The following is a 22,479-nucleotide window of genomic DNA, read 5'->3' on the forward strand; positions in this document are numbered from 1 at the left end:
AACATCTTTGTTGGCCGCGCAAACACGGGGGGCGGGTGAAGATGGAATCATTCGCATGCATGCGCCATGCACCCCTGGCATGCCGGAGCGGGGCATGGCGCTTCGCTGTTTTCAACTTTCTCGTTCATCCATGAAGCCGTTTCACCCCAACACCCTGTGCGCTGCCATGGCGCTGGCCCTGAGCACGCCGCTGTGGGCGCAAGAGCGCCACCTGGAGCAAGTCACCGTCATCGCCAACGGCGAGGAACAGGTGGAGGCCACGGGCGGCGCCGTGGTCACGCGCGAAGACCTGGAGCGCCTGCAGCCGCGCGACACGGCGGGCATCTTCCAGCGCGAGTCGGGCGTGTCGGTCAGCGGCGGCGCGCAGGTGGCGCAGCGCGTGTATGTGCTGGGCTTCGAGCAGTCGATGCTGGCCGTGACCATCGACGGCGCGCGCCAGCCCGGCACCGCCTGGCACCACGCGGGCAACATCCTGGTGGACCCCAGCTTCCTCAAGCGCGTCGAGGTCGAGGCTGGCGCCGCCGCCGCCGACGCGGGCTTCGCCGCCGCCGTGGGCGCGGTGCGCTACGAGACGGTGAACGCGCTCGACCTGCTGCAGCCCGGCCAGGCCCTGGGCGCCCGCGCGCGCCTGGGCTACGGCAGCAACGGCACTGGCTTCACCACCAACCTCTCGGCCTATGGCAAGAGTGGCGCGGTGGACTGGCTGGTGATGGGTGCGCGCCAGAACGGCAGCGACTACCACGACGGCAGCGGCGCCGCCGTGCTCGGCACGGCGCCCAAGCTCACCTCCGGCCTGGCCAAGCTCGGCCTGCAGCAGCCCGAGGGCCACCGCTACGAGCTGACGCTGGAGCAGAACCGCGACGACACCGAGCGCACCACGCGCATGAACATGGACAGCGCCGGCGGGCGCGCCAACACGCCGTACCCGCTCAAGCTCGTGCGCAGCACCGCCACCGTGCGCTACACCACCACGCAGCCCGGCGGCAACTACGACCCCGAGCTGGTGCTCTGGTACAACCAGAGCGACATGGAGCGCCCCAACGCCATGGCGGGCGCCAACAACACCGACTTCAACAACTGGGACAAGGCCTGGGGCCTGAAGGCGCAGAACACCTTCCGCGTCGACGCCGGCAAGGTCACCGTGGGCGTGGACGCCAGCCACACCAGCGTGGACGTGGAGCGCTACGACGACGGCGTGAACGCGCCCAAGGGCCACATCCGCGAGCACGACAGCCAGCAGGGCCTGTACGGCCAGGCGCGCCTGCGCTTCGGCGCGCTCGGCCTGTCCGCCGGCGCGCGCTACGACCGCCACGCCATGACCCTGCAGGACGGCGCCCGGGCCAGCGACGGCGGCCTGAGCGGCAACGCCACGCTGAGCTACCTGCTGGGCGAGCACGCCGAGGCCTACGTGGCCGCGTCGCGCACCTTCCTGGGCTACCAGTGGTCGCAGACCGGCTACTACCACGCGCGCAACTACGCCACCGCGGCGGACTACGCGCCCGCCACCGCCCACAACCGCAAGCTCGGCCTGAACGTCTTCGGCGAACAGTGGAAGGCGGGCATCGGCTACTTCGACACCCGGCTGCTCGCCCCCACCGTGCTGAGCGTGGAGGCCAACAACCGGGGCCTGCGCACCAACGGCCCGCGCCTGCGCAGCCACGGCTGGATGCTGCACGCCCTGTACCAGTGGCAGCGCACCACGCTGGGCCTGAACGCCACGCTGGCCAGGACCAGCAAGGGCGTGCCCGACACGCTCGAACCCGACGGCGGCGACCTCATGCCCGTGGGCGACACCGCCACGCTGTTCGTCGAGCACCAGTTGCCCGCCTGGCACACCCGCCTGGGCGCCACCCTGCGCTACGCCGGCAAGCAGAGCTACGCCGGCGCCGTGCGCGCCGCCGGCTACGTGGAGCAGCCGAGCTACACCGTGGTGGGCCTGTCGGCCGACTGGAATCCCGGCGGCCGCAAGGACCTGACGCTGCGCCTGGGCGTGGACAACCTGTTCGACCGCCAGTACTACAACCGCGGCAGCTACCCGCGCCACCAGATCCGCAGCGTGGTGCCCATTCCGGCCGCCGGCCGCAGCGTGCAGGTGGGTGTGACCTGGACGTTCTGACCGTGCCGCCAGCGGGCGGCTCCAAGGTATTCGGCCTGCGCTGCGCAGGCCGTTTTTTTGCCGCCTGAGGAGCCTTTTCGCTCAGGTCCCGCCCACGTAGGGATTGCTGCGGCGCTCGCGCCCGAAGGTGCTCTCCGGCCCGTGGCCGGGGATGAACACCGTCTCGTCGCCCATGGGCCACAGGCGCTGCGTGATGCTGTCGATCAGCTGCATGTGGTTGCCCTGCGGGAAGTCGGTGCGCCCGATGCTGCCCGCGAACAGCACGTCGCCCACGAAGCAGCGCTGGATCTGCGGTGCGTGGAACACCACGTGGCCCGGCGTGTGCCCGGGGCAGTGGCGCACGTGCACCGTCTCCTGGCCGATGGCCACCGTGTCGCCGTCGTGCAGCCAGCGCGTGGGCGCGAAGGGCAGGGCGGGCGGAAAGCCGAACATCGCGCTTTGCTGCGGCAGGCCGTCGATCCAGAACTGGTCGCCCTCCTGCGGGCCGACGATGGGCAGGTCCAGCTCGCGCGCCAGCGCGCCCGTGCCGCCGGCGTGGTCGATGTGGGCGTGCGTCAGCCAGATGGCCTTGAGCGTGATGCCCAGGCGCTGCGCCTGCGCCAGGATCTGGTCGAGGTCGCCGCCGGGGTCGATGACGGCCGCTTCCTGGGTCTGGTCGCACCAGACGAGCGAGCAGTTCTGCTGGAAGGGCGTGACGGGGATGGTGTGGTAGTGCAGCATGGCCCGATGGTTGGGTGTTACTAACAGAGATCGAGAGATCGAGAGATTGGCGATTGCAAGCCTGGATTTGCATTGCCTTCGCCCGCCAGGAAGCGCTGGGTGACCGCTGCCCGGAAGCAGCCCTGCCCCTCTAGTCTTGACCTGCCGGGGCTTCTTCGGGAAACGCCCCCGAATGAGACATTCTGACGGGCTTCAGGGGACTGTTGGCGATGCGCTCTGCGCTGTTTGCATCCAGTCCCAGTCCGCGCAGAGCGGCAGCGGTGCTCTGCTCCGCGAAGTCGGGCTCGCAGTCAGGCTCCAGCATGCGAATCGTCGCGCCAAGGCTGGCACCGGTCACGATATTGAGGGCCAAGGCGATGGGCATCTGCGCGAACCGCCCTTGACGGATGCCTTCCTCCAGATCCCGTTTCACGAAATCGAGCAGCAAATGCGGACTTCGAGAGTCCGGCCAGCCGAGGCGCGCGAGGAATGCTGCTGCCAGCGGGCGCTCGATAGCGAGCCTGGAGACGATGCGCAGGCCGACAGCGACCCGCTCCGCCGGATCGGCGTAGCTCTGCACGGCGGGTTCGGCCATCTGTATCAACGCATTGGCGATCTCGACCGCCAGGTCCCGGATCAAGGCGTCAGGGGACGGGAAGTATTTGTAGAACGTTCCCCGTGACACCTGGGCCGCGGATATCACGTCATCGATCGATGTCGCCCCAGGCCCCTTCTCGGCGATCAGCTTCATCGCACTTGCATACAGGCGGGCGCGCATTCGGTCGCGTCGCTCGGCGGCGACGCGCTGACGGTGATCGGATGTCGGCGTGGTCGTGGGAGGCATGTGCGGATTGTGCCTTGCCGGTTTGCATAGGTGTAAACGATAGGTTTTCAATAGTGACGATCGTGTCATGATGACAATTAGTTCACTGAACATTGATCAAACTCATCATTTACCTTCCTCAAAGGACTTCACGATGTCTGGATGCTCTGAACGCTGCCAACTCCTGGCGGCGCTCGCTGTGGTTTTTATTCATGCCGATGCGGTTGCGGTCAACGGCGCGCTGCCCGGCGGCTATGGCATCAAGAATGCGTCCATGGGGGGCGCGGCGATCGCGCTCCCGCTGGATGCCGTGGCTGCAGCCAACAACCCTGCGGGCATGGCTTTTGTGCCGGCTTCCACGACATTTGGCCTTCAGGTGTTCCGCGGAAACTCTTCTGCCAACTACGCCATGCCAGGCAACCATCTTGAGAACAGCCAAACCGAGCTGGCTCCCGAGGGGGGAGTGAACTGGCACATGAGTCCCCAGATCACACTGGGACTGAGCATCGCGGGCTCCGGGGCCGGATCCGATTACGGCCGGCCTGCCCTGCCCGTGCCCGGCGCCGGCACAGCCCAGTCGACGCTGCGCGTTGCCGAGATCATCCCCGCCGTGGCCTGGAAGCCCCGGCCTGATCTGGCCCTGGGCGTGGGCCTCACCTTGGCGCGGCAACAGTTTGACGCCGATGGCGTCGTGGTGCCCGCGCCGGTGCCGGGCGGCCTGATGCCGCTGTCTGGCCATGGACGGCAGACCGCAATGGGCGCAGGCGTTCGGCTCGGCGCACTTTGGAAAGCGACGCCCGATTGGTCGATTGGCATCAACGTGAAGTCCCGGACACACATGGGCCGTCTCAAAGGGTACGACCGGGACTTGCTGGCCTACAGCGACGGACGCCTGGATGTGCCTGCGCAGTATGGCGTCGGCGTTGCCTGGCAGGCCACGACACGGCTTCTCCTAGCGGCCGACTGGCTTCGCATCCAGTGGGGCGATATCAAGGCCATGCAGGATCCAGGCGGCTTTGCCTGGCGCAACCAATCGGTCTTGCGCTTTGGCGTGGCCTGGACGCTGAATGACCGCTGGACCTTGCGCGCCGGGTACAGCCGCAACCGAGGCCAGATCGACAGCTCGCGCGCCGCGCAGAACCTGCTTGTACCGTCGATCCATGAAGAAGCCTACACGGCAGGCGTGAGTTGGCGACTCACGCCTCGTTCCGAGCTGAATGCCGGCTACGAGTTGAACCCGCGCACCACGCTCACAGGCACGGGGCCCAGCGCGGGAACCGCCCTGACGAGCAAGGTCCAGATGCTTCTGCTCGGCTTTCACCACACGTTCTGAATCAGGGGGCCGTAGTGAACAACGCGACTGTGCTTCGGCAGGCCGAATCGATTCCGGAAAGCCGGTTGCCTGCCCACATCCAGGCGGTTGCCCGTCCGCCAGCGCTTGGCCGGGCCATTGAGCTGGCTTTCCTGCGCTGGGAAAAGCGCCGGCTGGCCGCCACGGAACGTTTCTGGCGCGACTTCGGCTTTCATCTCGTCAGCGCTGGGCCGCAGCGCCTGATCGCACGCGGCACGGGGACGGCGCCCTGCATCGCCATTGCCGACGCGGGCGCCCGCGATCGATTCGTCGGCCCCGCATTCCTCATGTCCGAGGACACCGATCTGCACCGCTACGTTGAGCAGATGGGCGCGCGCTGGCTGACGCCCGACCAGTTGCCCGCAGGCGGCCGTGGTATCGAGCTGTTCGACCCCAGCGGACGCAGCGTCTGGCTGCTGCAGGACCAATTGCGCGTGCAGCCGCTACCGCAGCGTGCATCGGTGACTCCCAGCACCAACACAGCCTGCGACAGCCCCCGCGTGAACCGCACCGTGCGCACGCCCATCGAGGCCGCACGCGTCGTGCGAATCGGCCATGTGGTGTTGCAGACGGTGGGCTTCGCCTGCATGGCGCAGTGGTACATGCGCGTGCTGGGGGTGATTCCCACGGACGTGCAATACCTTGCCGACGGCAGTCCGAACCTCGCGTTCTGCCGCCTGGATCTGAAGGATCAGCCTGCGGATCACCACACCCTCGTGATCGTGGGCGGCATCGAGGAAAAGATCGAGCACAGCGCTTACGAGGTGCTGGACCTGGATGCACTCGGGCAGGGGCAGCAGGTGCTGCGGGCACAGGGCCATCGCCACATGTGGGGTATCGGCCGCCACTTGCTCGGCAGCCAGTTGTTCGATTACTGGCTCGACCCCGACGGATTCGAGTACGAGCACTACACCGATGGCGACCTTTTCACCGCCGATGTGGAGACCGCCTACTCGGCACTCGAATTTGGCGGCATCTGGGCGTGGGGCGACGACGCGCCTGCCTCCATGAAGCCCAGGAAGAACCTGCACACGCTGTTCCACGTGCTCCGGCTCATCAGGAAGAAGGCGATCACACCGCAACGATTGAAGCTGCTGAGCGCTGCACTCGATGCACCGGCGCGCCCCTGGCTGTAACCCTTTTTTCAATCACATTCATGCCACGATCCATCATCCGTTATGCCGACGCCGGCACACCCCGCTGGGGCGTTCAGTTCGAGCGCCATATCGCTCCCCTGGACATCGACGCAGCCACCACTGGCGACCTGCTGTCCGCGCACTGGGACCTGCTGTGGTCCATCGAGCCAGAGCATGCAACCGTGCCCCCGGAGCGCGTGCGGCTCCTCTCGCCAGTCACATCGCAGCAGCAATTCATCTGCCAGGGCGTCAACTACAGCAGCCACATTGCTGAGTCAGGGCTGCGCGTCGAGAACTTCCCCTTCAACACGATCTTCACCAAGGCGCCCTCCAGCATCACGGCGGCCGATGCGCCGGTGGCATGTCCCGCACACGTGCATCTGCTCGATTACGAAATCGAATTGGGCCTGGTGCTGCGCAGGCCTCTGCCGGCAGGCATCACGGTTGGCTTGCAGGATCTGCACCAGTGGCTGGCGGGCGTGACGATCGTCAACGATCTCTCTGCCCGCGACGTGCAATTGCCCCAGGGCCAGTTCTACAAGGGCAAGAGCTACCGCGGCTTTGGCCCGGTGGGGCCTGCCCTGGTTTTGCTGACCCCGCAGGAGTGGGCGCGCTGGCCCGAACTGCACATGCGCCTTGCCGTCAACGGCCAACTGCGGCAAGACGCCTATTGCGCCGAAATGCTTCATGGGCCCGCCGCCACGCTGACGGAACTGGCAGCGCTGCAAGACCTGAACGCGGGTGATCTCATTGCCACTGGCACGCCCGCGGGCTGCGCGGCACGTGCCCCTGGCAAGTTGACGATGTTCATCCTCAAGCACTTCATGAGCGATGCAGGCAAGTGGCGCGCCTTCATCGGGAAAGGCCGTTCCAACCCTGCTTATCTGCGTCCAGGGGACCGCATCAGTGCGTCGATCCGAACCGATGACGGCGCAATCGACCTTGGCGAACAGACAACCTCCATCGTTGCACCATGAGAACATCATCTTCGGAAGCCGCGGCACGGGCAATCGACACGGACGTCCTGCTGGTTGGCCTTGGCCCTGTCGGTGCGGCGCTGGCCAATCTGCTGGGCCGCTACGGCGTGAACGTGCTGGCGATTGACAAGGCCACGGCCATCTTCGAGAAGCCGCGCGCCATCGCCCTGGACAATGAGGCCTTGCGCATTCTTCAGCTGGCTGGCGTACACGAAGGCGAGCTCGATACGGTGGCCATCGCGCAGGTGCACTACCAATCGCCCATGTTCGGCCGCTTCGCGCGCATCAACAGCGCTGGCATCGTCGACGGTCACCCGGCGCTCGTCACCTTCTTCCAGCCGCAGCTGGAGCAACTGCTGCGCTCCAAACTGGCGCAGTTTCCTGGCGTCGAAGTTCGGCTGGGTGTCGAACTGGAGGGTTTCGTGGACGACGGCCAATCCGTCAGCGCCCGGCTGAAGGACGCTGCCGGACAGCAGATCCAGGTGCGCGCGCGCTACCTCGTCGGCACCGATGGGGCGAGTTCGCTGGTGCGGCGTGCGCTTGGTCTGGAGTTCGAAGGCCGCAGTTTCCAGCAGGACTGGCTGATCGTCGATGCCCTGGACGTCCCCGATCCGATCGACCATATTGAGTTCTGTTGCGATCCGAAGCGCCCCACACCGCGTATGGTGGCGCCCGGCGGCAGGCAGCGGTGGGAGTTCATGCTGCGTCCCGGCGAGAACCCGGAAGAAATGGAGCGGCCGGAATCGGTGCGGCGGCTGCTGGCTCCCTGGTGCGACAGCGAGCGCATCCGCATCGAGCGCACCGCGGTTTACCGTTTCCATGCGCGCGAGGCCCGGCAGTTCTCCAAAGGGCGTTGCTTCCTCGCGGGGGATGCTGCGCACATTACACCGCCCTTTGCCGGCCAGGGACTGGTGGCGGGACTGCGCGATGCCGCGAACCTGGCCTGGAAGCTCGCGGCCGTGGTACGAGGGCAGGCAGGCCCCCAACTCCTTGCCAGCTACGACGCCGAGCGCAGGCCCCACGCCAGGAAGATCATTCGCCTTGCGCTCCAGCTCGGTGCCCTGGTGATGCCGCAGAACCGGGCGAAGGCATTTGCCGTGCATGGACTCATGAGCCTGTTGCGTTTGCTCCCTGCTGGACGTGCGTTGTTCGAAGATTTGAAATTGAAGCCGCAGAACACCTTCGATGAAGGCTTGTTCTGGCGCCAGCACGGCCGCGAGCGGCTGCGGGCGGGCGCCATGCTGCCGCAAGGCTGGGTGCGCCCGGCCCGAGGTGACCGGCCGATACTCAGCGATGACGCCTTGGGCCTGCAGTGGGCGCTGATCGGCTTTGGCGTCGATCCGTCCGCGGGGCTGCCGGCCGAGTTGCTTCAGCGCTGGCAGGCGCTTGGCGGCCGGGTGTGGCAGTGGTGCCATCGCGCCCAGCGGCAGCATCTTGGCGCACCCGGGATCCGGTTGGAAGCGCTTGATGAGACATTGCTGCCACGCAAGGTCCCCCTGGGCTGGGTGGCCATCGTCAGGCCGGACCGCTGTGTGCTGTGTGAAGGGCCGGCCGCAGAGGTCGAGACGATGCTGAAGCAGGCGCTTCAGCGCGTCGCGCCGCCCGAGGCCACAGCGCCGGAGGCAATCACGTCCCTTCCGAAAGAACGGTATGCGGCGTGAGCTGGTCTGCACCGAGGCGGCCTCGCCGCCGCACCTGTTGGTGCGCACGGTCCAGCGGCCTCGCCCCGGCGCCACCGAAGTCCTGGTGCGCGTGGAGGCCACCTCTGTCAACCCGATCGACGCCAAGCGCGCGGAGGGCTATGGGCGGCGCCTGCTGGGGCTCAAGGGCGCGGGGCGCTTTCCGCTCGTGTTGGGCAACGATGTCGCGGGCGTGGTCGAGGCTGTCGGCGCTGGCGTAAGGGGCTTTGCGCCGGGGCAGCGCGTATTCGGGCTGATCGGCACCGGGCGGGCAGGCGGTGCGCATGCGTCGCACGTCGTCGTTCCGGAGAAACAGTTGCTGCCCGCAGCGGATGGCGCCGATTCGCATGCGCTGGCTGTGCTGCCTTACTCGTTCACGACGGCATGGCTCGCGCTGCGCGGCATCGGTATCGGCGCGCACAACATGCGGGGCATGAAAGTACTGATCCATGGTGCCACCGGAGGGCTGGGGCGCTTGGCGATGCAGGTGCTTCAGCCTGGGGGCAGCCGGATCACAGCGATCTGCGGCAAAGGCCAATGCCAGGCGGCGCTGGATCTTGGCGCCGAAGTCGCAGTGGAGCGCGGGCCCGCGTGCATTCCATCCTTGCCCAGCGACTTTGATGCGATCCTGAACTTTGCCGCTTGGGACGACGATGCGCTGCTGGCCTCCCGCCTGGGCCCGCGCGCGCTGGGCCAGGCGACCACGGTGCACCCCTTGCTGGCCCACTTCGACCGCCGGGGATGGCCAGGCGGTGCATGGGCCTGCCTGCGCGACCGGCGGCATGTCCGCGCCATCGTCACCTCCCGCGCCCCCAGGGCGCGGTATGGCTGGGTCGTTTTCAGGCCTGATCTGCAGGCGCTATCGGTGCTCGGCCAGATGGTTCACGCGGGCTCGGTCTCGCTGCCTGTTGGCATCTGCACCTCCTTCGACAACGCCATCGCGGCGTTCAACCACGTTTGCGCGGGCCGTCCTGGCCGCGCCCTCCTATGGCCGTAAGGCCGTTCTTTGTAACCGCACGCCACCATGAACGGAATCTCCTCCATCGCCGATGTGCTTGCTCTCGAAGCCGCCCCCGCTCCACGGCTGCCCGGCAGTACCTATGAGCTGATCGGCGCTGCTGCCCAGCGGCATCCCGATGCACCTGCACTCTCTTTCTTCCAACGCATCGAAGACCATGCGAAGCCACAGGTCTGGTCCTACCAGGCGCTGTTCTCGCACATCACGGCGACCGCCAATTTCCTGCATGAACTCGGCGTTCGCAGCGGCGACGTGGTTGCCTTCGTGCTCCCCAACCTGCCGCAAACCCACCTCGCGATCTGGGGCGGGCAGGCGGCTGGCATCGCCTTTGCGATCAACCCCATGCTGGAGCCTTCCGCCATCGCCGATCTGCTGGCAGCAGGCGAAGCCCGCGTGCTGATCACGGTGGCGCCCGTGCCCGGGATGGAACTGTGGGCCCAATTGCAGCCAGCGCTTGAGCGCGTCGGCAGCTTGCGGCATGTCGTATTGATCGACATGGCCGGGCACGCTCCGGCGGCAGTGCGCCAGGAACTGCATGGCGAGTCAGGCGGGTACGAGGTGCACGACTTCGCCCAGGGCCTTGCACGGCAGCCCCAGGATCACCTGGTCAGCCGCCGAACCATCCAGCCCAGCGACCAGTCGTCCTACTTCTGCACGGGCGGCACGACCGGGGCGCCGAAGATCGCCATGCGCACGCACGCCAACGAGGTCTTCAACGCCTGGAGCGTCGGCCAGTTCATTGGCGATGGCATTGCGCAGGGCAAGACGCTCTTTTGCGGCCTGCCGCTGTTCCACGTCAATGCAGTGCTGGTGACCGGCCTGCTGCCGTTTCTGCGTGGCGCCCATGTGATTCTCGGCACGCCTTCAGGGTACCGAGGCGCGGGTGTCATCCAGCGCTTCTGGGAGTTGGTGGAGCACCACCGCATCAACTTCTTCAGTGCTGTTCCGACGGTCTATGCAGCACTCATGCAGCAACCGATGCAGGGGCATGACCTGCGCTCGCTGGAGTACGGCCTGTGCGGCGCTGCGCCCCTGCCGCAGGAGCTGATGCGATCGTTCCAGGATTCAACGGGCCTGAAAATCCTCGAAGGCTACGGCCTGACTGAGGGAACCTGCGTCAGCACCTGCAACCCCCCGCTGGGCGAGCGGCGCGTGGGCTCCATCGGCCTGCGCCTGCCGCTGCAGGCCATGAAAGCGGTCGTGCTGGATGAGTCTGGCGCCTATGTGCGCGACTGTGCGGTGGGCGAGCCTGGCGTGCTCGTGATCAGCGGCCCCAACGTGTTTGCCGGCTATCGCGATGAATGCCAGAACGCCGGCCTGTGGCTGGAGCTGGGCGACGGCCGTCGCTGGCTGAACACTGGTGATCTGGGCCTGCAGGATGCGCAAGGCTACTTCTATCTCACGGGCCGGAAAAAGGAACTCATCATCCGGGGCGGCCACAACATCGACCCCGCCAGCATTGAAGAGCCGCTGCACCGGCATCCGGCCGTGCAGCTCGTGGCAGCGGTGGGCCGACCCGACGTCTACGTCGGAGAACTGCCGGTCGCCTATGTTCAGCTGCGGCCTGGCATGGCGGTGACTGAAGATGAGCTGATGTCTTTTGCGCGCGAATACATCGGTGAGCGTGCGGCGATGCCGAAGGCGATCCGGCTCGTCGCGGCCTTGCCTTTGACTGGGGTGGGCAAGATATTCAAGCCCGACCTCAAGCAGCGCGAGACCCTGGACGCCCTTGGCGCGGCGCTGAACGAGGCAGGGATACCGATCTTCCGCCTTGGGGTTGCCAATGACCCACGCCTCGGAACCTGTGTGGAGGCCATCGTGGGGGAGGAGCGCTTTATCGACCGTGCGCGGGACGTTCTTGGCCAGTTTCCATTCCGTTTCGAGGTTTCATCGACAGGGCGTGCGTAGGCATCCGTGCCCATGGCCGGTGCAGGCCTCGGCATGCGCCTGAACAGGGGGGTCAGAACTGCGCCACCCCGTTGAGCTCGTAGGCATTGGGCTTGCCGCTGCCGCGCTCTGCGATCAGGCGGCCGATGTGCTGGCACGCCACCAGGTCGAAAAACGCCGTGGCGTGGCCTGCCGCCATGAAGCGGCGCGCGAACGCCTGCTCGAAATGGCCCGCGCCCTCGTCGAAGGCGCCCAGCGCCTGCAGCTTGCGCGCGTCCATCAGCGAGGGCTGCAGGGAGAAATGCGGCCACCACATGTTGCTGCGCGCGCCCTGCGGCTGGCGTGCGAAGAACGCGGCGTGCCCCTCGGGCGGCACATGCTCGTGCAGCACGTAGCGCTGGCCCGTGGCCGGGTGTTTGCGCGCCAGACCGCCGGCCAGGGTGCGGTCGGGCAGGGTTTCGGCGTAATTGCGGTTGAACAGCACCTGGGCCACGCCCGGCTCGGCCTGCAGGATGCCGATGGCGCGGCCGACGTAGGGCAAGGGGGCGAGGAATTCCCAATCGTCCTCCAGGTGCAGCCAGTAGGGCGTCTGCACGGCGTCGCGCAGCAGGTTCATGCTGCGCGCGTGGCCCTTGTCCTGCGGTCCCTTGAAAATGAAATCGAAGAACGGGTAGCGCTGCCGCATGCGCGCGCGGTCGGCCTCGCTGGAGTTGTCGTCCACGCACACGAAGCGCTGGATGCGGTGCAGGTCCTGGCAGCAGTTCAGGAACGAATCCATGGTGCGCTCGAACAGGTCGAGCCGCTTGCAGGTGGTGACGGTGAGTGTCGCCTCGCCCGTGGCCTCACCCTCGGCAGGGCCCGCCTGACGCCTTGCCGCCAACTGCTGCACGATGCCGGCGGGGTACTGCGTGGTGCGTGCCGCCACGGCGGGCGCGGCGAAGTCACGGTTGGCCTCCACGCGCGCGCGTTCGCCCTCGGGCAGCAGGTCGCCGTCGAGCAACTGCATGCACAGCCGGAAGCTCTCCAGATGGTCGCCCAGCCAGTAGGCGGCGATGGCAGCCTCGTCCAGCGCGCCCCAGCGGTACGCGCCCTCGTCCATGAACAGAATGTCGGCGGGCCGGGGCAGGCCCACGGCCGCGCGCGCGTAGAGCTGGGCCATGGCCCACTCCTGGCGCTGGTTGTGCCAGCGCGCCAGCGCCACCAGCGGCTCGGCGCGCGCGGGGCGGTATTGGTAGGCAGCCAGGTAGGCGGCCTGCACCTCGGCCGCGGGGTGCTGCAGGCGCTCGGCCAGCACGGCGGCCTGGTAGAGCGCATACCACACCTCCTCGGCCCAGCCGCCCATGGCCGCGCGTGCCAGGTAAGCCTGGCGGGCCTTTTCGGGCTCGCCCGCATCGCGCCAGCTTTGCGCCAGGTAGAAGGCGTAGCGCGCGTTGCCGGGTTCCTGGCGCAGCGCGTCTTCCAGCAGGGCGGCGTCCTTGCGGAACGTCAGCGGGTCGCGGCTGCGCGCACCCTCGTGGCGCCGCTCCACCCAGGGGCCGTCCAGCGTTTCGATGGTGTGGGGCGCGTCGGTGGCCAGGTATTCGTGCAGCACCCCCACCCAGCGCCAGGGCAGCGCGTCGCGCACCAGCAGGCACTGCCGGTAGCGCGTGCCGCTGCTGTCCACCTGCAGGTGGTAGGCCGGGGCAGCGAGGGCGGGCCAGGCCCAGCCGGGGGGCGCGTGGAAGAGGTTGTCTGCATCCATCACCAGCACGTAGTCCGCCCGGCCGCGGGCCAGCGCCAGTGCCTCGCTGCGGTTGTGGCCGAAGTCGCGCCAGGGGCGTTCGTGCAGCGCGCCGGGCACATCCGCCATGAAGCGGCGGATGATGTCCTGCGTGCCATCGGTGGAGCCCGTGTCCACGATGACCCAATGGGTGACGAAGGGCTTGACCGAGGCGAGGCAGCGTTCGATGACGCTGGCCTCGTCCTTGACGATCATGTTCAGGCAGATGGACTGCGGCATGGCGCCTGGGGTGGCGGGCCGACGTCTGCCATGCATCATGGGGCGCAGATGGCCTGTGCCGTTATTGTGGGAGCTACTCCTGGATCCATGTAGTAGTCGCAAGCCCATTTGTTGGCGCTGGAGCGATAGCCGCCAAAGAATGAGCTGTTTGTAGGGTCGCTGATCCTGCATCCCCCACCGATGGCGATTTTTGGGGCGCAGTCGGCCTCGACAGTCGATACCAAACCTGCACCGGCAACTAGCACGGGATTTTCGGCAATCGAGATAGACCCGATGCCCCCAGTGGGCCCGATTGGCCCGGTATCTCCCATGGGGCCTGTGGGGCCCGTAGGCCCGGCGCTGCCCGTAGGGCCTACAAATCCCAGCAGGCCTTGCGGGCCTTGCGGGCCTTCGGCCCCGGTGGCCCCGGTGGCCCCGGTGGCCCCGGTGGCTCCAACCGCGCCCGCTGCTCCGGTCGGGCCGATCAGGCTCACGCTGCTTCCAGGCCAGGTGCCCGCTGCCTTGGGTCCATAGACGGCGGTTGCCGCACTGTCGAAGTAGAAGTCGCCATCCTGGCCCTGTGCGTTGCTGGGCGCGCCGCTGCCGGTCAGCATGCCAGCACCCGTCGGCCCGATTGGGCCGGTTGGGCCCGCCGGACCTGTGGGGCCCGCGGCGCCGGTAGCGCCAACCCCTGCAGGCCCGGTTGCGCCCATTGCGCCCGGTATCCCTTGTACGCCCTGTATGCCCTGTGGCCCTGTTGGTCCGGCCGGCCCGGTGGGGCCGCCTGGTCCTGTGGGCCCGGTTGCGCCCTGTGCGCTTGCGCTGCAGGGGCCGAGCTGGCCGGTGCCCGCGTCGAAGCAGGCGGCCGTGCCCTGGGGCGCAGCGCTGCCCAGCGCGGGCACCAGCACCGTGCCGCTGTCGGTCACGCGCAGGCGGTTGGTGCTGTCGGCGGCATCGCGCACGGCAAAGCCGCCGCTGGCGGGCGGCACGACGGTGACGTCGGCGGCCATGCCGGTGTGGGACAGGGCGCCCAGGCACAAGGCCATGAGCAGCCGCGAGGGCGTGGTGGTGGGGGAGTGCATGGAGGGTTCTCCGCGGTGCTGAAAGAGAAAAGGAAAGGAACGGAAGCCGGGTGGCGTGGGCCGGTGTGCAATGGTTTTGATAGCTGCTGGCGCTTGATTGGCAAGGGCTGGAGGCCCAAAACCCTTCAAACCTGGCGCCGCCGCGCGTTGCGCAGGCCCAGGGCGGCAGCCAGCAGTGACAGCAGCGCCAGGCCCCATTGCGACAGCGTGGGAATGCGGGCGGGCGTGCTGGGCGGCGCGGGCGGTACAGGGCCGAGCTGCACGTTGCCACCCACGGTGGCGTTGGATCGAACGACCTGGGCGCCCGGCCCGAGGTTGACGACGGCGGTGCCGCCGCCGGAAGATTGCAGCGTGATGGGATTGCCCGGCGCGCCTTGCAGTGTCAGCGTGCCGTTGACGGTGATGTTGCTGCCTTGGGGCAGCACAAAGGTGCGGCCGCTGTTGCTGCGCAGCGTGAGGTTGTTGAAGACGGTCTGGCCCGAGAGGGTGATGGGGCCTGTGGCGCAACCATCGTCGAAAATGACGGACCCGCTGCCTGCAACGAAGGTGCCCGCGTTGGACCAATTGCCGCTGACATGAATGGTGCTTGCTCCACCGTTCACGCCACCGCCGGATTGGATCAACACCCCTCCCGCGTCGTTGACCGTGCTGGCGGTGAGGTCGAAACTGCCGGATACATCAAGCCTGACGCAGGCCAGATTGAGGGAACTGCCGGGCGGCGCATTCATGCTGGCGCCGGTGGGGACGGTGAATTGCGCCCAGGTGGCGGGGGCTGCCGATGCCATCAGGGCGGCTACGGCTGCGGCCCTTGCTGTGTGCGTGAAGTCCATTGTGGTTCCCTCGTTGGAGGGTGGTTTTTACAATGGTTGACATTCTTTGCATAGCGCAAAGTGCGCATCGTTGCTATGGCGCCAATCAAATGATGGGCGCGGGCGTGCCGCCCGGGCGGCTACAGCGCCAGCGCGTAGCCGATGGTGATGGGCGCGTGGTCCGAGAACTTCTGGCTTTTGTAGATGGCCTCGGTGCGCGCCAGCCGGGCCAGCGCCGGGGTGGCCAGGTGGTAGTCCAGGCGCCACCCCACGTTGTTGGCGTAGGCCTGGCCGCGGTTGCTCCACCACGTGTAGCAGGCGTCGGTGGTGGTGGGCTGGAGCTGGCGGTAAACGTCCACCATGCCGCCGTCTGGCGCATTGTTGTCTAACAACTTTGTCATCCAGGCCCGCTCTTCGGGCAGGAAACCGCTGTTTTTCTGGTTGCCGCGCCAGTTCTTCAGGTCGATCTGCTGGTGCGCGATGTTGATGTCGCCGCACAGGATGAATTCGCGCTCGGCCTTCAGGCGCATCAGGTGCGGGTGGATGGCGTCGAGGAAGCGGTACTTGGCCTGCTGGCGTTCCTCGCCCGAGCTGCCGCTGGGAAAGTAGGCGCTGATGAGCGAGAGCTTGCGCGCGGGGGTGTCGAAGCGCAGTTCCACGTAGCGGCCCTCGGCGTCGAATTCGGCGGGGCCAAAGCCCGTGAGCACGTCGCTGGGCAGGTGGCGCGTGTAGATGCCGACGCCGGAGTAGCCCTTCTTCTCGGCGAAGTGGAAGTGCCCGGCCAGGCCGGCCAGTTCCTCGAAGCGGCCCGCCATGTCGGCGGCCTGGGCCTTGATTTCCTGCACGCAAATACAATCGGGCCGCTCGGCAGCCACCCAGTCGTGCAGGCCTTTGCTGGTGGCGGAACGGATGCCGTTGAGATTGAGGCTGGTTAACTTGAACAAGGAATTTCCCATGGTGGATGTTGGTGCGCAGACCCCGGAGCAGGCCCGTCTGGCGCAGGAGTTCGTGCGGTTCGCGGTCGAGTCCGGCGTGCTGCGGTTCGGGGAGTTCAAGACCAAGGCCGGGCGCATGAGCCCGTACTTCTTCAACGCCGGGCTGTTCGACGACGGCGCCAAGATGGGCCGGCTGGCGCAATTCTATGCACAAGCCATCGTCGCCAGCGGCATCGAATTCGACATGGTTTTCGGCCCCGCGTACAAGGGCATTCCGCTCGCGGCCACGGTGGCCGTGGAGCTGGCGCGGCTGGGGCGCAACGTGCCTTTCGCCTACAACCGCAAGGAGGCCAAGGACCACGGCGAGGGGGGCACGCTGGTGGGCGCGCCGCTGCGCGGGCGCGTGCTCATCGTGGACGATGTGATGAGCGCCGGCACGGCGGCGCGCGAGTCGATCGCGCTGATCCGCGCCGCCGGCGCCACGCCCCACGCCGTGGCGATTGCGCTGGACCGCCAGGAGATGGCCACGGAGAATGGTCAGGACGTGGCGTACAGTGCCGTGCAGTACGTGCGCGGCCAGCTCGGCATGCAGGTTTGCGCGATTGCCAAGCTGGCCGATTTGTTGCTTTACTTGGAGGCCAGCGGGGGCGATGCCATGCAGGCCCACCATGGGCGCGTGCTGGCCTACCGCCAGCGCTACGGAGTAGACGGAGGGACATGATTTGACACAGGCGGCACGCATCATTGCAGTGGGGCTCTGGCTGGCCAGCCTGGGCATGGGGGCGCAGGCGCAGAAGGCGGCGCCGGCCGGCCCTTCCAGTATCTACAGTTGCATCGATGCCAGCGGCCGCCGCATCACGGCCGACCGCCCGATTCCCGAGTGCGCCGACCGCGAGCAGCGCGTGCTCAGCCCCTCGGGCATGGTGCGCGAGCGCCTCGGGCCGGTGCTGACCGACCAGGAGCGCAGCGCGCGCGAGGCGCAGCGCCGCAAGGAGGCCGAGGAAAACGCCCGCGTGGCCGAGGAGCGCCGCCGCGAGCGCGCCCTGATGGCGCGCTACCCGAACCAGGCCGCGCACGACGCCGAGCGCACCGCCGCGCTGGAGCAGGTGGACCAGCTCACGGCCGTGGCCGAGAAGCGCATGGTGGAGCTGCAGGTGCAGCGCAAGAAGTTCGACACCGAGATGGAGTTCTACGCGCGCGACCCGAACAAGGCGCCCATGCACCTGCGCCGCGCCGTCGCCGAGAACGACGACGCCATGGCCGAGCAGCAGCGCTTCGTGGCCGGGCAGGCGCAGGAAAAGCGCAACGTGCACCAGCGCTTCGACGTTGAGCTGGCACAACTGCGCAAACTGTGGGCGACGCGCGCCGCGCCGCCGCCGGAGCCGGCGGACGGCACGGGCAAGCCCTAAACAATCCCCGGATTTTTCAGCGAACCTGCCGCACCGCGAACGTCTCGGGCGGGTGCACGTAGGCCTCTTGCGCCTGGATGAGCTGCAGCTCGCGCGCGCCCGACTGGTGCGTCATCCGCAGCAGCGCGAACACGCTGGCGGTGGTGCGCGCCAGGGCCGTGGCGGCGCTGCCGGTGGTGCGGTAGTGGGCGGTGAACAGCGCCGCCGTCACGTCGCCCGAGCCATTGGCCTTGAACGGCAGGTGGGGCGTGGCCACCAGCCAGGCGCCGTGGGCGTCGGCCGCCAGCATCTCCAGCGTGCCGGGCGCGCGCTCCGGGCGCTCCACGCTGGTCACCAGCACGGTGTGCGGGCCCATGGCCATCACGGCATCGACGGCCTGCAGGGTGGATGCGAGCGTGCTCGCCTCGCACCCGGCCAGGGTGCCGAGCTCGAACTGGTTGGGCGTTACCAGGTCGGCGGCGGGCACCACGCGCTCGCGCAGCAGCGCCGGAATGGCCGGGTTGACGAAGCAGCCGGATCGGGCGTTGCCCATCACCGGGTCGCAGGTGTAGCTGGCACGCGGGTTCAGCGCCTTGACGCGCGCCACGGCGTCGAGGATGGCGCCGGCAATGTCGGTGCCGCCCTGGTAGCCGCTGAGCACCACGTCCACCTGCGCCAGGGCGCCGCGCGCTTGCATGGCGTCGATGATGGCCGTCACCTCGCTGGCCGCGATGGCCGAGCCGCCCCAGGCGCCGTAGCCGGTGTGGTTGGAGAAGTTGACGGTGTGCACCGGCCAGACTTCGTGCCCCAGCCGCTGCAGCGGAAACACCGCCGCCGAGTTGCCGACGTGGCCGTAGGACACGTGGGATTGGATGGAGAGGATGTTCACGCCGGGGTCCAGTTGCTATTGAATGGGTAGCTGCAAGCGCTTGCCAGGTGGGCGTTTTAGCCCAGTTTGGCTTTCAACAGCTCGTTCACCTGGCCCGGGTTGGCCTTGCCCTTGCTGGCCTTCATGGCCTGGCCGACCAGCGCGTTGAACGCCTTGTCCTTGCCGGCCTTGTACTGCTCCACGTTCGCGGGGTTGGCGGCGATCACCTCGTCGATGATCTTCTCCAGCGCGCCGCTGTCGTTCATCTGCTTGAGGCCCTTGGCGTCGATCACGGCGTCCACGTCGCTGCCTTCGCCGCTCCACAGCGCCTCGAACACCTGCTTGGCGGCGTTGTTGCTGATGGTGTTGTCGGTGATGCGGCCGATCAATGCAGCGAGCTGGGCGCTGCTCACCTTGACCGCCTCCATGCCGATTTCCTCGGTGTTCAGGCGGCGCGAGATCTCGCCCATCACCCAGTTGCTGGCCAGCTTGGCCTGGCCGCAGGCGCGGGCGGTGTCCTCGAAGTAGGCGGCCATGGCCTGGCTTTGCGTCAGCGTGGTGGCGTCGTACTCGGGCAGGCCGTAGTCGGCCACGAAGCGCGCGGCCATGGCGCGCGGCAGCTCGGGCATGGCGGCCTTCACGCGCTCCACCCAGTCGGCGCCGATCACCAGCGGCGGCAGATCCGGGTCGGGGAAGTAGCGGTAGTCGGCCGCGTCTTCCTTGGTGCGCATGGCGCGGGTTTCGCCGGTGTCGGGGTCGAACAGCACGGTGGCCTGCTGGATGGCGCGGCCGTCCTCGATTTCCTCGATCTGCCAGCGGATCTCGTAGTCGATGGCGATCTGCATGTTCCTGAACGAGTTCAGGTTCTTGATCTCGCGGCGCGTGCCCAGCGGCGCGCCGGGTTTGCGCACCGAGACGTTGGCGTCGCAGCGGAACGAGCCTTCCTGCATGTTGCCGTCGCAGATGCCGATCCAGGTGACGATCTGGTGCAGCGCCTTGGCGTAGGCCACGGCCTCTTCGGTGGAGCGCATGTCGGGCTCGGTCACGATCTCCAGCAGCGGGGTGCCAGCGCGGTTCAGGTCGATGCCGCTCATGCCGTGGAATTCGTCGTGCAGCGACTTGCCGGCGTCTTCCTCCAGGTGGGCGCGCACCAGGCGCACGGTCTTCTTTTCGTCGCCGAGGTAGAAGCTGACTTCGCCGCCCTGCACCACCGGGATCTCGAACTGGCTGATCTGGTAGCCCTTGGGCAGGTCGGGGTAGAAGTAGTTCTTGCGCGCGAAGATGCTCTCGGGCGCGATGTGGGAGCCCAGCGCCAGGCCGAGCTTGATGGCGCAGGCCACGGCCTCGCGGTTCATCACCGGCAGCGCGCCGGGCAGGGCCAGGTCCACGGCGCAGGCCTGGGTGTTGGGCTCGGCGCCAAAGGCGGTGCTGGCGCGGCTGAAGATCTTGCTCTCGGTGGCGAGCTGGGCGTGCGTCTCGAAGCCGATGACGACTTCGTAGCCCTGGATGAGGGATGGAGTGCTCATGGGTGCAAATGTTGTAGCTGGGCCTTGTCCAGGATGTTCTGGGTCAGCGTTTGAAAATCGGTGTAGGCCGTGCGCACCGTGGTGATTTGGGAGCCGCTGACGCCGTCCGCGCTTTTGAGGTTGAACATGGGCTTGCGTGCTTCCTGGCTGATGGGAACGATGCTTTTGTAATGCCGGAGCAATGCCAGGCAGTAGGGGTCGTTCTCCACCTCCGGAACAGTGGGCGGATTTTCATTCAGTACGTAGGTTCGGTAGTCCTTGGGGATGCGGTCGATCCATTGGCGGTAAGCCCTGACCGGACGGTACAGCCGCTCCTGATGCTGCATGGCGACGTAGCCCAGCATGTTCATGTCGCCAGCGGGCAGTGCGTAGTCGGAAAAGGGCTTGTTGCGGCGCGTTTGCCACGATTTTTGCCAGGAGCGCAGCGAAGCGCCGATGTTCTGCAACCCCCGCAGCGAAAACAGATCGGCACCGAGGACGGCGATGATGTGATCGGTTCCCAGCAGTACGGAGCGATTGATGGCGCCCAGGTTGGGGCCGATGTCGAAGATTACGAGGTCGGCCTGGCATGACTGCGCGCTTTGCTGTGCGCAGCGCCAGAAGGCGGTCAGGATGTCCAACGCGCGCCCATAGGTGTCTTCGGAATCGGAGTTCGCGTTGTTCCACTGCTCGGACAACTGATCCTCGAAGGAGGACAGCAACAGATCGCCGACGAGCAGGTGAAGCCGGTCGTTGATGGCGGTGAGCTGCGGTGGCGCGTAGTCGCCCCTGCGTACCATGGGCTGTACGCTGCGATAGATGGTCGTGGTGTGCTGCGTGTCGTTCCACAGCTCTTCGAGCGTATCGTCGGGCAGGAAGGCTGCGCTGAGATTGGCCTGTGGATCGCAGTCCACCACCAGGACGCGAACGTCCAACTGCGCCAGCATGTGCGCGACGTGGTAAACCAACGTGGTTTTGCCGACGCCGCCTTTGTTGTTGAAGAAGGTGAAGGTGGGGATGTTCATGCCTGAACCCGGGGAATGGTGGCAACCACCATGGTCTGGCTTGGTTCGAACCGGGGTTCGCCATTGCCGTTGTCGGCGAGGAGCTTTCGGGCATTCTGGATGCCGAACCCGAATTTTTGTACGAACTTCAGGTTGAACAACACCTCTGCCACCACAGGGTTCCGGTAGTCCGTGGCATAGGGTTTGCCGAAATTGTCCACGGTCACCGCGCCGTAGGGGCCGCCGGGGTTGGCAATTTCGATGCGGTCGTCAAACCAGTACACCCGCACGGGCGCATTGGTGCCTTCGTAGTTGCGATGCAGGATGGCATTGCGGAAAAGCTGCTGCAAGGCCGCCAGTGGATAGTCGGCCTGGCGGCGTTCGCGATCCTGCCCGGTAATGTGCACGGCGGTCTGGATATGGGCCTTGAAAATCGCCTCGGTGCCGTTGATGACATCCTCCAGATTGCCGGTGATGCGTTTTTCGTCCACGATGTCGCCGCCATGCTCGATACCGGCATAGCGGATGAACTGCACATAGGCGCCCGCCAGCCAATCCTGGGGGGACAGCGCGGTGGTCAAAAGGCCTGCGACGGTGGGAATGACCGGCGCCATGCCAATGGCCATGCGCGTGGCGACAAGCCGCTCTTCCCATGTCCGTCCGTTGGCGTCCAGCATGTCCTGCGCGACGGCCTGTGGCAGATAGGTCGATTCGAAATAGGTGCGATTGAGATCCCTGAGCGATGCCTGTGGCACGCCCTCGCTGTCAAATGACCGGCCGCTGGCGGCACGGCGCCGTTCAGCCAGCAGCCGTTCGTCTTCCTTGCTGGCCAATTGGGTGGAGGCGGCCATGCGCACCCAGATACGCCCGTCATAGGCCACGGGCGGCAGGGACGAGGGGGCGACAACCAGCGCAATGAGTGCCTTGCCCTCGTGCATGATCTGGCGCACGGTCAGGCTGGGCAGCGGCTGGATTTTCCCTTCCGCCTTGATTTGGTCGATTTTTTGCAGCAGCGTGTCGGTAGCGTCCAGGCCTGCAACCCGTCCATCGTCGGCGATGCCTAGCCACAAGAGCCCTGGCTTGCGCGTGTTTGCTAGGTCATTGGCGAATGCGCAGAGGGTCTTGCAAATCTTGTCCTTGTCGGAAAAGGAAGCCTTTCGCTCCAGGCCGGCGGATTCTGGCGCCGATACCAATGAGGCAAGCTGGTCGTCGGTGTAGGACACG

At 67.0% G+C, this 22,479-nt stretch carries 19 protein-coding genes; 9 read left to right on the top strand and 10 right to left on the bottom strand.

What is annotated here, in order from left to right; genetic code table 11:
- Positions 1-130: 130 nt before the first annotated feature.
- A complete protein-coding gene (locus YS110_16290) occupies positions 131-2,116 on the top strand; it encodes a TonB-dependent receptor (GenBank protein UJB66202.1) in 1,986 nt (661 codons plus the stop codon).
- Between the two features lie 81 nt (positions 2,117-2,197).
- On the opposite strand, the gene YS110_16295 is transcribed toward YS110_16290, so the two are convergent.
- Complete coding sequence (locus YS110_16295; protein UJB66203.1) at positions 2,198-2,836, bottom strand: MBL fold metallo-hydrolase; 639 nt, start codon at positions 2,834-2,836, stop codon at positions 2,198-2,200.
- 130 nt (positions 2,837-2,966) lie between these two features.
- Complete coding sequence (locus YS110_16300; GenBank protein UJB66204.1) at positions 2,967-3,659, bottom strand: TetR/AcrR family transcriptional regulator; 693 nt, start codon at positions 3,657-3,659, stop codon at positions 2,967-2,969.
- A gap of 67 nt (positions 3,660-3,726) precedes the next feature.
- Between YS110_16300 and YS110_16305 the strand changes: the two genes are divergently transcribed.
- Genes YS110_16305 through YS110_16330 form a run of 6 tightly spaced genes read left to right on the top strand, consistent with a single transcriptional unit; the run spans position 3,727 to position 11,707 of the window.
- Positions 3,727-4,971, top strand: coding sequence for an outer membrane protein transport protein (locus tag YS110_16305; GenBank protein UJB66205.1), 1,245 nt, complete (start codon positions 3,727-3,729; stop codon positions 4,969-4,971).
- A 14-nt stretch (positions 4,972-4,985) separates the two neighbouring features.
- Positions 4,986-6,125 carry a VOC family protein gene (locus YS110_16310; GenBank protein ID UJB66206.1) on the top strand — a complete coding sequence of 380 codons (1,140 nt, stop codon included), beginning with the start codon at positions 4,986-4,988 and terminating at the stop codon, positions 6,123-6,125.
- Between the two features lie 20 nt (positions 6,126-6,145).
- Positions 6,146-7,102: a fumarylacetoacetate hydrolase family protein gene (locus YS110_16315; protein ID UJB66207.1), complete on the top strand. Its 957-nt coding sequence runs from the start codon at positions 6,146-6,148 to the stop codon at positions 7,100-7,102.
- A complete protein-coding gene (locus YS110_16320) occupies positions 7,099-8,763 on the top strand; it encodes a bifunctional 3-(3-hydroxy-phenyl)propionate/3-hydroxycinnamic acid hydroxylase (protein UJB66208.1) in 1,665 nt (554 codons plus the stop codon). Before YS110_16315 ends, YS110_16320 begins: the two co-directional genes overlap by 4 nt.
- The gene (locus tag YS110_16325; GenBank protein ID UJB66209.1) at positions 8,753-9,778 is read left to right on the top strand and encodes an alcohol dehydrogenase catalytic domain-containing protein; all 1,026 of its coding nucleotides are present in this window, start codon (positions 8,753-8,755) and stop codon (positions 9,776-9,778) included. Before YS110_16320 ends, YS110_16325 begins: the two co-directional genes overlap by 11 nt.
- Before the next feature lie 27 nt (positions 9,779-9,805).
- Complete coding sequence (locus YS110_16330; protein ID UJB66210.1) at positions 9,806-11,707, top strand: acyl-CoA synthetase; 1,902 nt, start codon at positions 9,806-9,808, stop codon at positions 11,705-11,707.
- Positions 11,708-11,759: 52 nt separating this feature from the next.
- Here YS110_16330 and YS110_16335 read toward each other — a convergent pair whose 3' ends face one another.
- From YS110_16335 to xth, 4 genes are all read right to left on the bottom strand, one after another.
- Complete coding sequence (locus tag YS110_16335; GenBank protein ID UJB66211.1) at positions 11,760-13,685, bottom strand: glycosyltransferase; 1,926 nt, start codon at positions 13,683-13,685, stop codon at positions 11,760-11,762.
- Between the two features lie 35 nt (positions 13,686-13,720).
- Positions 13,721-14,746, bottom strand: coding sequence for a collagen-like protein (locus tag YS110_16340; GenBank protein UJB66212.1), 1,026 nt, complete (start codon positions 14,744-14,746; stop codon positions 13,721-13,723).
- 125 nt (positions 14,747-14,871) lie between these two features.
- Entirely contained in the window at positions 14,872-15,531 is a 660-nt protein-coding gene (locus YS110_16345; GenBank protein UJB67491.1) for an IPTL-CTERM sorting domain-containing protein, read from the bottom strand.
- A 164-nt stretch (positions 15,532-15,695) separates the two neighbouring features.
- On the bottom strand, positions 15,696-16,499 hold the full coding sequence (xth, locus tag YS110_16350; GenBank protein ID UJB66213.1) for an exodeoxyribonuclease III: 804 nt from the start codon (positions 16,497-16,499) through the stop codon (positions 15,696-15,698).
- A gap of 10 nt (positions 16,500-16,509) precedes the next feature.
- On the opposite strand from xth, the gene pyrE reads away from it, so the two are divergent.
- Together pyrE and YS110_16360 are read left to right on the top strand one after the other, a co-directional pair.
- Positions 16,510-17,211, top strand: a complete 702-nt coding sequence (gene pyrE, locus YS110_16355; protein UJB66214.1) for an orotate phosphoribosyltransferase — start codon at positions 16,510-16,512, stop codon at positions 17,209-17,211.
- A gap of 55 nt (positions 17,212-17,266) precedes the next feature.
- The gene (locus tag YS110_16360) at positions 17,267-17,899 is read left to right on the top strand and encodes a DUF4124 domain-containing protein (GenBank protein ID UJB67492.1); all 633 of its coding nucleotides are present in this window, start codon (positions 17,267-17,269) and stop codon (positions 17,897-17,899) included.
- Positions 17,900-17,915: 16 nt separating this feature from the next.
- On the opposite strand, the gene pdxY is transcribed toward YS110_16360, so the two are convergent.
- From pdxY to YS110_16380, 4 genes are read right to left on the bottom strand one after another with little or no spacing between them, the layout of a single operon-like run.
- The gene (pdxY, locus tag YS110_16365) at positions 17,916-18,779 is read right to left on the bottom strand and encodes a pyridoxal kinase PdxY (protein ID UJB67493.1); all 864 of its coding nucleotides are present in this window, start codon (positions 18,777-18,779) and stop codon (positions 17,916-17,918) included.
- Positions 18,780-18,823: 44 nt separating this feature from the next.
- Positions 18,824-20,272 (bottom strand): Asp-tRNA(Asn)/Glu-tRNA(Gln) amidotransferase subunit GatB, encoded by a 1,449-nt coding sequence (gene gatB, locus YS110_16370; GenBank protein UJB66215.1) that lies wholly within the window; start codon positions 20,270-20,272, stop codon positions 18,824-18,826.
- Entirely contained in the window at positions 20,269-21,276 is a 1,008-nt protein-coding gene (locus YS110_16375; protein ID UJB66216.1) for a ParA family protein, read from the bottom strand. The genes gatB and YS110_16375 overlap by 4 nt, the downstream gene beginning before the upstream one ends.
- Positions 21,273-22,478, bottom strand: a complete 1,206-nt coding sequence (locus YS110_16380; GenBank protein UJB66217.1) for a putative DNA binding domain-containing protein — start codon at positions 22,476-22,478, stop codon at positions 21,273-21,275. Before YS110_16380 ends, YS110_16375 begins: the two co-directional genes overlap by 4 nt.
- Between the last annotated feature and the right edge of the window lies 1 nt (position 22,479).

The sequence above is a fragment of the Acidovorax sp. YS12 genome, assembly GCA_021496925.1.
GTDB lineage: Bacteria > Pseudomonadota > Gammaproteobacteria > Burkholderiales > Burkholderiaceae_C > Paenacidovorax.